11 protein-coding genes are annotated in these 11852 nt (G+C 63.4%); 4 read left to right on the forward strand and 7 right to left on the reverse strand.

All coding sequences use genetic code 11. The features are described 5' to 3' along the window. Positions 1–5: 5 nt before the first annotated feature. Positions 6–596, reverse strand: a complete 591-nt coding sequence (locus WBR68_RS23885) for a hypothetical protein (RefSeq protein ID WP_230695436.1) — start codon at positions 594–596, stop codon at positions 6–8. A 182-nt stretch (positions 597–778) separates the two neighbouring features. On the opposite strand from WBR68_RS23885, the gene WBR68_RS23890 reads away from it, so the two are divergent. Then, entirely contained in the window at positions 779–1057 is a 279-nt protein-coding gene (locus WBR68_RS23890; RefSeq protein ID WP_050444720.1) for a DUF378 domain-containing protein, read from the forward strand. 63 nt (positions 1058–1120) lie between these two features. Here the strand turns inward: WBR68_RS23890 and WBR68_RS23895 are convergent, their stop codons facing one another. Next, positions 1121–1342: a hypothetical protein gene (locus tag WBR68_RS23895; protein ID WP_050444719.1), complete on the reverse strand. Its 222-nt coding sequence runs from the start codon at positions 1340–1342 to the stop codon at positions 1121–1123. 232 nt (positions 1343–1574) lie between these two features. Next, positions 1575–2957, reverse strand: coding sequence for a sigma-54-dependent transcriptional regulator (locus WBR68_RS23900; protein WP_127184641.1), 1383 nt, complete (start codon positions 2955–2957; stop codon positions 1575–1577). A gap of 264 nt (positions 2958–3221) precedes the next feature. On the opposite strand from WBR68_RS23900, the gene WBR68_RS23905 reads away from it, so the two are divergent. Continuing rightward, complete coding sequence (locus WBR68_RS23905; RefSeq protein WP_083447188.1) at positions 3222–4166, forward strand: sigma-54 interaction domain-containing protein; 945 nt, start codon at positions 3222–3224, stop codon at positions 4164–4166. A gap of 142 nt (positions 4167–4308) precedes the next feature. Further along, positions 4309–5766, forward strand: a complete 1458-nt coding sequence (locus tag WBR68_RS23910; protein ID WP_446697887.1) for an RNA polymerase factor sigma-54 — start codon at positions 4309–4311, stop codon at positions 5764–5766. Between the two features lie 55 nt (positions 5767–5821). Here the strand turns inward: WBR68_RS23910 and WBR68_RS23915 are convergent, their stop codons facing one another. The 4 genes from WBR68_RS23915 to WBR68_RS23930 all read right to left on the reverse strand — a co-directional run bounded on the left by WBR68_RS23915 (position 5822) and on the right by WBR68_RS23930 (position 10697). Further along, the gene (locus WBR68_RS23915; protein WP_050444716.1) at positions 5822–6175 is read right to left on the reverse strand and encodes a hypothetical protein; all 354 of its coding nucleotides are present in this window, start codon (positions 6173–6175) and stop codon (positions 5822–5824) included. Between the two features lie 184 nt (positions 6176–6359). After that, complete coding sequence (locus WBR68_RS23920) at positions 6360–9365, reverse strand: PAS domain S-box protein (RefSeq protein WP_230695438.1); 3006 nt, start codon at positions 9363–9365, stop codon at positions 6360–6362. A gap of 72 nt (positions 9366–9437) precedes the next feature. Next, on the reverse strand, positions 9438–10172 hold the full coding sequence (locus tag WBR68_RS23925; protein WP_230695439.1) for a DUF2325 domain-containing protein: 735 nt from the start codon (positions 10170–10172) through the stop codon (positions 9438–9440). Between the two features lie 117 nt (positions 10173–10289). Continuing rightward, positions 10290–10697 carry a VOC family protein gene (locus WBR68_RS23930; RefSeq protein WP_050444713.1) on the reverse strand — a complete coding sequence of 136 codons (408 nt, stop codon included), beginning with the start codon at positions 10695–10697 and terminating at the stop codon, positions 10290–10292. 385 nt (positions 10698–11082) lie between these two features. Here WBR68_RS23930 and WBR68_RS23935 point away from each other — a divergent pair, with 385 nt between their 5' ends. Next, positions 11083–11601: an Hcp family type VI secretion system effector gene (locus WBR68_RS23935; protein WP_046803329.1), complete on the forward strand. Its 519-nt coding sequence runs from the start codon at positions 11083–11085 to the stop codon at positions 11599–11601. The last annotated feature ends 251 nt before the right edge of the window (positions 11602–11852 follow it).

Below are 11852 nucleotides of genomic sequence, written 5' to 3' on the forward strand. Positions count from 1 at the left end.
GGGGTTCAGGGCGTGGGCGAAGGCGCTTCAACGGTCTGGGGCGGCGTCAGCGGATCAAAGTCCTGCCATTTGCCGTCGCGCCAACGCCCCTGGGCGCGCTCGATGTCCTGCCCGCCAGACTCGCGCAGTACACGCCGCGCCCGCGCCTCTTGATCCGCCGTCACATGCAGCGCAAGCATGACGCCGGCCATGCGTATGGCCGGATGGGATTCCTGTACGACGGGCGACACCGAGGTCTTGCGCCGGCCCCGCCCCACCACCCACATGGCGCCAACCAGCGCGCCCAGGTACGCGCCCACGCCCGCGGCCACGATCACGATGAACACGGAGGCCGCCATCTGGGCGGCGATGGCCCCGCCCACCAAGGCAAACAACAGACCCAGCGCGGACGCGCCGGCCACCGCACCCATGTGTCCGCCCTTTGCATCGGGGTCCGCCACGCGGTCGCCCCCGATGGGATAACGGGAATGGCTGCCCGCCGAATTGATATAGAACGTGTGGACGTCGTCTTCCGTAAAGCCTTCCTTGAACAGGTTTTGGGTGGCGACGGAGGCCTGGTCAAACGTCTGGAACCTGGCGGCAACGATCAAAGACATAGCGCTCTCCCGTAGGCGGACACGTGGTTGCGAATAGGCTGGAACCAGCAACTTGCATACCCGCGGCCCCGCCCGCAACGGCATGGCGCTTGCTAGGGCGCCTACAACGCGCGGCGCTACCCCACGCGCCGCTGCCTTGCCCTTCATCACCCGCAGCCGGCCCCTCTTGGAGAACGCCCATCATGGACATGTCTGGAGAAAGTGAAGATATTGCAGAACAGCAAGAAGATTTTTCCCCGCGCGCCGCGGCGCGTGCGCACGACCTGTCTTTGCTCGACTGGACCGCGCTGATCCTGGTGGTGGCAGGCGGCTTGAACTGCGGCCTGATGGCCGCCGTCAACCTGGATGTGTTTGCCCGCGTTTTTCCCCACGCGGTGGCGCGTGGCATACAAGGCCTGATCGGGCTGGCCGCGCTGCATTGCGTGGTCATGCTGTTCCGATGGGGAGGCGAGCCGGCTTGAGCACCCGGCTGCGCTTCGCCTCCCCCGGGTCGGTTTGGCCGCCGCCCCTTGGTATTCCGCCTCTTAGTTGCCCGGCTTGCGAATGCCCGGATACTGGCCGCCCTCTTCGAATTCCGCGCCCTTGGTATTGGGCTTCTTGTCGGCAGGCCGTTTGGCGGGTTCACGCGCCTCTCCATAGCCCGGCTTGTCGGCGCCGAACTGGCCGCTGTCGCGTGCGGCTTCGGTATCGTCCTTGGGCTCATTCGCTTTGGATTTTCCCGGATCTTGCTCGGTCTGCTGTGTCATTGCGTTCTCCGTATCGCTTAGGGCGACTTGCATCATGCGTGTCGCGTCACGTTACCCTGCGCAAGTGCCGTGCCTGGGAGGGTGGGAACGCCACTTGCGTCTGTAGAAGGAGTGCGAAGCCAAGGATGCCTGCATGGCGGACCTGAAGACCCGCCACGACAAGTAATCCGGAAAGCAATTCGGCAAGTGATTTGCGCAGTCAGCAAGCCAGGCAGGAATGCCGACGCGAACCTCAGGCGGCACTCCTGGAATCGCGCGGCCTGCTTTCTTCGCGAGGCAACACGACACCGGCGGCCGCGTATTCCTCAAGGCGGTTGTAGAGCGTCTTGGGGCTGATGCCGAGCATCAGCGCGGCCTGCTTCTTGACGCCGTTGCAGCGTTCCAGCGTGGCGAGTATCAGCCGCCGATCCGCTTCCGCCAACGTTTCGCCTACCGGCACACTGACTTCATCACCCGCTGAATCGCCGGCCGGCGACACCTGCGGCACCAGCATGTCGACCCCCAACACGTCGCCGTCGGCCATGATGAAGGCGCGCCGCACAAAGTTCTTGAGCTCGCGCACGTTGCCGGGCCATTCGTATTGCTTGAGCAGTTCAGCGGCCTCGGGTGAAAAGTCCTTGTTCTTGCCGGACTCCTGGTTTTGCGCCTGCAGAAAACGGCGCGCCAACAGCAGGATGTCGTCACCGCGCTCGCGCAAGGGCGGTAGCTCGATCGGAAAGACGCTCAGGCGGTAATAGAGGTCTTCGCGTAGCTTGCCTTCCTGCACGGCCTGTTCCGGGTTGCGGTTGGTGGCCGCCACGATGCGGATGTTGCAGCTGATCTCGCGGTTGGTGCCCACGCGCATGAACTGTCCGGTTTCCAGCACCCGCAACAGCTTGACCTGCAAGTCCAGCGGCATCTCGGTCACTTCATCCAGGAACAGCGTGCCGCCGTCCGCGCGCTCGAAGTAGCCCTTGTGTTGGCGATCAGCGCCGGTAAAGCTGCCGCGCTCATGGCCGAACATTTCGCTTTCGATCAGGTTCGGCGATATCGCGCCGCAATTTACGGCAATGAATGGCCGCTGCCGGCGTGTGCTGAGTTCATGGATCGCATGCGCGGCCAGTTCCTTGCCCGTGCCGCTTTCGCCGATCAACAGCGTCGTGACGTTCGTGGGCGCCACGCGCCCGATCTGGTGGTAGAGCTCGACCATGCGGGGTGACTCGCCGTACAGCTTGCCGAAGCGTCCGGGTTCCTCGAATGGCATGCCCGGCAATTCGCCACCGGCATTCGTCACAACGCGCGTCAGAATTTCATTCAGCCGTTCCATGCAGATCGGCTTGACCAGAAAATCGCTCGCGCCCAGGCGCAAGGCCTGCACCGCGTAATCCACCGTGCCATGGCCGGTCATCACAACGACTTCAGCACTGGCCACGGCCGCATTCTTGAAAATGTCCAGACCATTGCCGCCAGGCAGGCGGACGTCGGTCAGCACCAGATCCGGCGCTTGCCGTTCCAGCTGTATCAGGGCATCTTTGATACTGCCTGCCACCGCCACCGAAAAACCGCTGTCGCGGCCCATTTCGGCCAGTGTTTCCCGTATCGCGTCGTCGTCATCGACGACAAGCAGATGAGGCATAGCTTCTCCGTGTAGACGTGCGAGGGTTTAGGTGAATGTCGCCGTGCGTTTACCAGTGTGAGAATAGACAGTCTGGCGGCAGAATGCGTAAAGAATCGATACTGTCCAATAAAGTTTTCGAATGCTTGCAACTCGTCGCAAACGAGCGGCAACCTCGCCACTACGATTGTGCTGTCGCGTAAGGCCCCGGCGGCCCGAGGTAAACGTATGGCAAATCGCACCACCGCGCGGCGTGACAGTGCGCCCGTGTCCCCGGTTACTCCCATGGATGTGACCGGCATGTCTGCCGTCATGCAAAAGTTGGCAACTCAATTGCAATTGGCGGCGGCCACCGACGCCAGTGTATTCATCGTGGGAGAAAGCGGCGCGGGCAAGGAGATCATTGCCCGCGCCATTCATGACGCCAGCGAGCGGCGCGGTGCGCCGTTCGTGGCCGTGAACTGCGGCGCGATCAGCGGCACCCTGGCCCACGCCGAACTGTTCGGCCACGAAAAAGGCAGTTTCACCGGCGCCGTGGCCCAGAATGCCGGCTACTTCGAATACGCCAGCGGCGGCACCTTGTTCCTGGACGAAGTCACCGAAATGCCGCCCGACATGCAGGTGCATTTCCTGCGCGTACTGGAAGCGGGAACGTATCAGCGCGTGGGCGGCACCGACCTGCTGCGCGCCAACGTGCGGATCATCTGCGCCAGCAACCGCGACCCGGCCGTGTCCGTTGCGGACGGCCGTCTGCGCCAGGATTTCCTGCACCGCCTGCTGGTCATTCCCTTGCGCGTGCCGCCGCTGCGCGAGCGCGGCGACGACGCCGTGATCCTGGCGCAGCAGTTCCTGGATGCCCTCAATGCAAGGCACGACACGCACAAGACATTCTCCAAGCGCATGCTGGAGGCCATCGCGCAGCATGACTGGCCAGGCAACGTACGCGAGCTGCGCAACGTCGTGCAGCGCGCCTACATCCTGGCGGATACGCAACTGGACGCCAACCTGCTGACCCGTGCTCCGGCCAGCCAGCAGGCCGAACTGCGCGAAGGCGCCATGAGCATTCCGGTGGGCATGCCGCTGGACCAGGCGCAACGCGCCTTCATCCTGGCCACGCTGGCCCATCATGGCGGCGACAAGCGGCGCACGGCGGACACGTTGGGCGTGAGCTTGAAGACCTTGTACAACCGCCTGGACGTCTACGAAAAAGAAGGTTTGGCCAGCGGCTGAGCAGTTCTTACCTTCCACTTGTAATACGGTCGTTGTCGCAGGCGGCGCCCTGCACCCGCCCGCCCGCAAAATGGGCTGGCATGGATCTTGCATGAGTCTTGGGATGGTCCGCCTTTCGGCGGCTTTCATCCAGGAGACTCGATTGGGCCACCCCTCGCAAGAATTGCGCCTGCGCCAACAAATGACGCTTGCGCCTCGCTTGCAGCAGTCTGTCAAGCTGCTGCAGATGTCGGCACTTGAATTCACGACCGCGGTGGAACATGCGCTTGCCACGAACCCGTTTCTAGAGGACGGCGATGAGCAGGACGATACCCCCCCGGTGAACGGCGACGCCATCAAGCCCGGCAACTACGCCGATGCGGGCGAAGCCGCTGCCGAACCTGCCGCCACCCCGCCCACCGCGGATGCAGACGACCCCATCCCCGATGCGCCGGCCTATTCCGGGGACTACCCGACCCAGCTGTCCAGCGGCGGCGACGGCAAGGACATGGGGCAATGGGTCTGCGCCACCGTATCCATGCGGGAAAGGCTGTCGGCGGATCTGGGCAATTACCATCTTGAGCCGCGCGACCGCCTGCTGGCCGAATTCATCATCGATGCCCTGGATGACGACGGCTACCTGCGGACGCCCTTGACCAGCCTTTGCGACCCCGCCCAGTCGGCGTTCCCCCCCCCGCCCGATGAAGGCGAATGGATCGCCGCCCTGCGACTGGTACAGCAGTTGGACGCACCCGGACTGGCGGCCCGCGACCTTACCGAGTGTCTGTCGCTGCAATTGGCGGCCGCGCAGGCGGCGGACCCCGCAGTCCGTGATCTGGCGCTGCGCATTGTGCGCGACCATCTGGATCGCCTGGGGAAGAACGATTCCGTCGGGCTGCGGCGGCTGTTGGGGTGCTCGGATGATGCGGTACGGGAAGCTTGCGCCCTGATCCGCAGCCTGAATCCCAAGCCCGGCTCACGCTACAGCGCCGAGGCGCCGGTGTATGTTGTGCCGGACGTGTTCGTGGACAAGTGGCATTCGCGTTGGCGCGTCCTGCCCAACCGCAACGCCATGCCGCAAGCGCGGCTGCATCGCACTTACGCGGACCTGTTCCGGCGCGCTCGCCTGGATGACCGCAGCCCCATGGCGCAAGAGCTTCAGGAAGCGCGGTGGCTGGTGCGCAATGTCGAGCAGCGCTATACGACGATCCAGCGCGTGGCCGAGGCCATCGTCAAGCGTCAGCAGACATTCTTTGAGTACGGTGAAGTCGCCTTGCGTCCATTGATGCTGCGCGAAGTGGCCGATGACCTGGACATGCACGAGTCCACCGTGTCGCGCGCCACCGTCGGAAAATACATGGTGACGCCACGCGGCGTGTTCGAGTTTCGACACTTCTTTTCGCGGGAACTTGCCACGGAGTCGGGGGGCTCGTGTTCAGCCGCCGCAGTGCGGGCGCTGATCAAGGAAATGGTCGACGCCGAAGATCCGGCAATGCCGCTGTCCGACGTAGCCTTGACGCAGCAACTGGCGGCCAGCGGCATCTTGCTGGCGCGGCGCACGGTCTCCAAATACCGTGGGCAGTTGCGCGTACCGCCCGCTGAACTGCGTAGGCAGCACTAAGGCCAAGCCAGGCGCATAAAAAAGGCTTCCCTGGGGGAAGCCTTTTGCTTGGCGCTTACTTCGAGCCGCCCGTGTTCGGATAGCCCGGAGGAGGCGTGGCGCCGGAGGCCGGCGTGCGCGGCACGTTGTCATTCGCCTCGCGCTTTTTGTTGGGCATCTGGTCGGAATGCTTGCCCGTGGACATGGAGCCGCTCTTGTCCACATTGGGCGGCACGGTTCCGGTTGAGGGGGTCTGGTTGGGCGCGGGCGCCATCTGGCCCGGAGGCAAGGGGCGATTGGGCTGCGCGGCGGTCGTGTCGTTCGGCGTGTTGGACGGCGAGGTCGGGGTGGCCGTTTGAGCCAACACCGCGCCAGCGGACGTCAAGCCGGCAGCCAATGCGAGAGCGCAAGTCAGAGAACGAAATTTCATAGGTCAGACTCCTTTGTGGGAATGCACAGACCTTTAAGCAATTGCCGTTCCCAGCCTGCGGACTCGTTCCTCTTGCGAGATAGTGCCTTCCGGAGTGCACGGCAGGGTATTTTTTACCTGCCTTTGCAACACCGGCATCGCCGCCGGCCACATCTCGCTTTCACTTGGCCTCGGCAGGGCCTCTCTACCCCGCGCGGCCCCCGTTCCTCTCAAGCTCCGACTCATCCAGCATGCGCTGCACGCGCTCGCCCAGGATGTCGAGCGAGAACGGCTTGACGATCAATTCGATCCCGTACTCCAGGAAACCGCCGCCGCGCGCCGCGCTCTCGGCGTAGCCCGTCATCAACAGCACTTTCAGACCAGGATGCGCCGCGCGCGCGGCATCGGCCAATTGCCGCCCGTTCAGGGCGGGCAGCCCCACGTCGGTCACCAAGAGATCGATATCGGTCGTACGCAGCACCAATTCCAAGCCGGCCTCGCCGTCAGCGGCAGTCAAGACCTGCATCCCCAGCTCGGCCAGGCATTCATGCACCATGTCGCGCACATTGGCGTCATCTTCCACCACGATGACCACCGACGGCTTCGTCGTGTCTTGCGTGCGATGCGCGGCGGGTTCGGCCCGCAGGCCGGCATCCGGGGCGCCGTCATAACGCGGCAGGTGCAGCCTGACCGTGGTGCCCTGCCCGACGGTGCTTTCCAACACGGCCATGCCGCCCGCCTGCTTGGCGAACCCGTAGATCATCGACAGGCCCAGCCCCGTGCCTTCGCCCAACGGTTTGGTGGTGAAGAAGGGATCAAAGGCATGGGCCAGCACGTCCGGCGACATACCGCAGCCCTCGTCCGTGACGGAAACTTCCACGAATTCGCCGGGGCTCACGCCGGGATAAGGACGCAGCGTGACCTCGTCCAGGCGCGTGTTCAGCGCCGCGACGGTCAGTTCGCCGCCATTGGGCATGGCGTCGCAAGCGTTGATGACAAGGTTCAGCAGCGCATTCTCAAACTGGTTGCGGTCACAACGCACCGTCCATAGATCGGGCTCCAGCTTGAACCGCAGGCGCACGCCCTCGCCCGTGTAGCGATGAAAGAGGTCGGCCATGGATTGCAGCGTGGGCGCCACGCTGAACGGCTTCGGGTCGATGGGCTGGCGCCGTGAAAACGTCAGCAGGCGTTGAGTCAGGTGCGCGGCGCGGTTCGCCGAATCCATGGCGACGTTGATGAAGCGTTGCGCCTGTTCCGGCGTGCCGGCCGCCAGCTTGCGCTGAATCAGATACAAGGCGCCGGTAATGCCCTGGAGCATGTTGTTGAAGTCGTGCGCGATGCCGCCCGTCAGCCGGCCCACGGCTTCCATTTTTTGCGATTGCCGCAACGCCTGTTCGGTATCGCGCAAGGTCTCGGCCTGGACCTTCAGGTCGGTGTCGTCGCGTCCGGTCATGTACAGGTTGTCTTGCGACCAGGACATGCTCCAGGTGATCCAGCGGTAGGTGCCATCGCGTGTCAGCAGCCGGTTTTCCATGTGCCGGACGGTTTGCGCCGGATTGCCCTGCGCGGCCAGCGCAATCGTCGCGCGCGTGGCGGCCTGGTCGTCGGGATGGATAAGTTCGCTCAGTCCCATCGACAGGAATTGTTCGGGGCTCCAGCCCAGAATCGGCCGCACGGCGGGGTTGACGCTGACAAAGCGGTCTTGGCTATCCACCACGGCCAGCAATTCCGGGGACAGGCGCCAGATACGGTCGCGCTCCGCGATGGCGTCTTCCACCCGCTGTTCGAGCGTTCGCGCGTATTGCGAGCGTTCGACCGCATCGCACAAGCGTTCGCAAACCTCTTCCAGAAATGCCACGTCGCCGGCCTTTAGCCGGCTGGTGGCCAGCGGACGCACCAGTAACGCGCCGTCCTGCCTGCCCCATCGCCGCATCGGCACCACGATCGCGGACGGACGGACCTCGCCGCCCTGCTCCGCCACCAACGGTTGCAAATACGCCGTGCGGCCCTTGCGCATCGCTTCGTGGAATTCCTCGCCTAGCTGTTCGGGCGCCAGCGCCTGCTGCGCCGCCACGTCGGCCTCGGACCGCCAACACGCCGACATTGTGGGCGGTGCGTTCTCGTCGGGCCAATCCAGCACCGCGGCCAGGCCCAGTGCAAGATGCTGCCCCAGGCCCGAGCACGCGGCGTGTTCGATCTCGCTTTGGTGATGCAAGGCGCGCATGCGGTCAACCAGCGACAAGAGGAAATTCTTGCGATGCTGCCCTTCCCACAACTCCGTTTCGGCCACCTTGCGAGCGGTGACGTCCAGGAACAAAGCCATCATGCGGTCATCGCCGTCTTTGCGGGCGCGGGCCTCGTACCAGGCTTCTTTCGGCCCCGGCACTGCGAATTCGAACTGGGTGGACTCGCCGGTTTCGACCACTTGGGCGAATGCATCCATGATCTGTCCCGGAACCCCGGGAATCATTTCACGCAGCGTATGGCCCAGCGTGTCGCCTTCCTTCATGCCGCTTTGCCGCTCGAAGGCCGGATTCACCTCTAGAAACCGGAAGTCCACGATACGGCCATCGGCGTCGCGCAAGGCCTCGCTGAGAAAGAATGCCTCTTGCATGCCGTCGAACATGGCGCGCCAGCGCTCGCCGCTCGCGTGCAGCGCGGCATCCATCAAATGGCGTTCAATCGCCAAGGCGGCACTGCGTGTCACCACCGCTATCGCTTCAATATCGTTGGCCGATGGCGAGCGCACCGCGTTGTAGTAGTTCGAGAACACGCCCAGCAAGCGGCCGTCGGGCGCCGTGATCGGGGTGGACCAGCAGGCTCGCAAGCCATGTGCAAGCGCCAGCTCGCGCCAGTCCTTCCAATCGGGGTGCGACGCAATGTCCTCCACATATACCGGCTTGCCGGTGTATGCGGCAGTGCCCCATGACGCCACGTTGGGTCCGATGGCCGTGCGTTGCACCGCCGCGTTGAACGCCAAGGGCAGGCTGGGCGCGGCGTTGTGCACCAGATAGGTTCCTGTCTCGTCAACCAGCGCGATCGCCGCACGCAGCTCGGTGCTGGACTGGGCCTCGATGGCGTGCAAGACGTGTTCAAACACATGCGCCAGCGGCACGCCCGCCGCTATGCGCTGCAACATGATCCGTTCTTCCTCCAGACGGGCGAGCGTATCTGTCCACGAGTGGGATACGCGGTCCTGCTTTTTCAACATGTCTGCCCCTTTTGCTGCGTGTACTGTATTGCGGGGCTTCGCCGTGATGCCGAAACGCAAGGTAACGCGACGCTACCGTTCCTGCCCCGTCTCCACTCGCCAGGCGCTGAGCGCCTCGGGCTTATCCACCAGCACGCACTGTTTACCGGTGCGTGTGCAGTGGTCTTTGACACGCCAGTATGCGCCGTGGCTGACGCAACCGGTCTGGCAGATGACCAAATCCGCCGCCACCAGACTGGCTTCCAGCGTGTCGTCGCTACGGTCATCACCACTGTGTCCCAGATAACGCCCGCCGGCCATCTCCACGACCTTGCGTGTCAGCATCAAGGCCACGGCGTCTTCACTCACGCACAGCACCGATTTTTCTCGCATGGCGGCCGCGGTCAAGCATGGCGTTGCCGGCTTATCCCGAGAATGCTGTTCAGGCGGTCGTTCAGGCACTTGCTTCCCCGGTGGCTCAGCCTGACGTGCGCTGGGCTGGCTCAGGCGATCCTGCCACGCCAGGCGTTCCCGCATCAGGGTCTGCACCCGTTCCATCAGTTGGCTCACGCGGCGCGCCAAGGCCACTCGCCTGGGCAGGCCGGGAATCAATCCTTCCAGCGCCTGGCGATCTTCCCGCGCCCAAGCCAGCGCCGAATCGCGCATGATCAAGGCCGCGCGCAGCCGCATGGCCTCCGCTTCAAGGTGCAGGATACGCGCGGCCTGCGTGGCGAGCAATCGACTGCAATGCGACTGCGCTTGCCCATAGGCGGCAAGCAAGGCCGCATGCTCGCGCTGTAGCGCTTGACGGTCTTGAGTGGAAATCATCGCGGGTTCCGGTTGACTGAAGGTGCGCGTCCGCCATGAAGATCATGCCGAGCGTGCGATGGCACGAGGGCGATTATAAATGAGAATGCGTCGCTTTCCGATAACGATGAGTCAGCGTTAGCCGGTGGGCTGTTCATCCGGGCCATGGCAACAAACGCAAATCTTGTTGCCCTCGGCGTCGCGGAAGTAGGCGCCGTAATAATTCGCGTGGTAGTCGGGCCGCAACCCTGGCGGGCCTTCGCACCTGCCGCCCAGCGACAAGGCCAGCGCGTGGCAGCGGTCCACCGTCGCCCGGTCTGCCGCCAAGAATGCCGTCATCTGCCCGTTGCCTGGCTCAGCGACTTTACCGTCGTAGGGCGCGGTGATCACAAACAACGGCCGGCCCCCGCCAGCGGGCTGCCACCCTGCCCAGGGAATATCGCGCTCTAGGAATCGAAGCTCAAGCCCAAGCGCCTCGGCCTGCGCCGAATAGAAGGAAAGCGCGCGGTCGAAGTCGCGAATGCCGATGCAAACATGGGAAAACATAGGAGCCCCGCTGGAATAAATAGAAGGTGAATTATGTCTGGCAGCGACGACGGCTGCACAAGAACGCTGTGTGCCGCGCGTGTACCGGGCCAGATTTGACTCGATCAGGCCATATTTGACCCGCTGCAACCCGTTGATTCATAAGGCCTTATTTTTAATCGAGTCAGAACTGGCCCATTTCACCTTGAAAATCAGCGAAATCCAGGAAATCAGCCCAGCCCGGCCCTATCGGAATCTTCTTATTTTTCCTTCAAGCTGTTGATTTATATACGCTTATTTCCTTCCTTCAAGACCTGGCACGGATGTTGCGTTAGACCCTCGTAGCGCTTCCCTCGGGGAGTATCCGGCCGCAACGGCCATGTACTACGACGACTAAGGAAACATCATGCCTACTCCCGCCTACATCAGCATTTCGGGCAAAACCCAGGGCAACATCACTGAAGGCGCCTTCACCGCTGATTCGGTCGGCAACGTGTATGTTGAAGGGCACGAAGACCAGATCCTGGTCCAGGAAATCGAGCACCGCGTCAACACCCCGACCGACCCGCAAAGCGGTCAGCCGTCGGGCCAGCGCGTGCACAAGCCCTTCATCTTCACCAGCGCGCTGAACAAGGCCACGCCCTTGCTGTATCACGCGCTGGCCTCCGGTGAAATGCTGCCCGAAGTGGAAGTGAAGTGGTACCGCACGTCCATCGACGGCAAGCAGGAACACTTCTTCACCACCGCGTTGGAAGACGCCACCATTGTTGACATCACCAGCGTGCTGCCGCACGCGCAAGACCCCAGCAAGTCGGACTTCACGCAGTTGATCAAGGTGGCCATGGCCTACCGCAAGATCACGTGGACGCACGAGATTGCGGGCACGGAAGCCTCGGACGACTGGCGCAAACCGCTGGAAAGCTAAGGCACGCCGCCGCGCTTGCGCAGGTTCGCGCCTGTGCAAGCGCGGTTTTTCCTCGCCCGTCTGCCTAGTGCCTACACCATGCCCCCCTCATCCGATCTGCGCTTTACCTTCGTGCCGTCCGCTCGCGGTGTGGAATTCGACGTTATTGAATTCACGCTGGACGAAGCCCTGTCCGAGACCTATCGGCTGGAGCTGGACTTGTCCAGCTTCAACCCCGCCATCGACTTCGGCGCCATGCTGGACCAGACGGC

Source organism: Achromobacter sp. JD-1 (genome assembly GCF_038594925.1).
GTDB classification, from domain to species: Bacteria; Pseudomonadota; Gammaproteobacteria; order Burkholderiales; family Burkholderiaceae_B; genus Achromobacter; species Achromobacter spanius_C.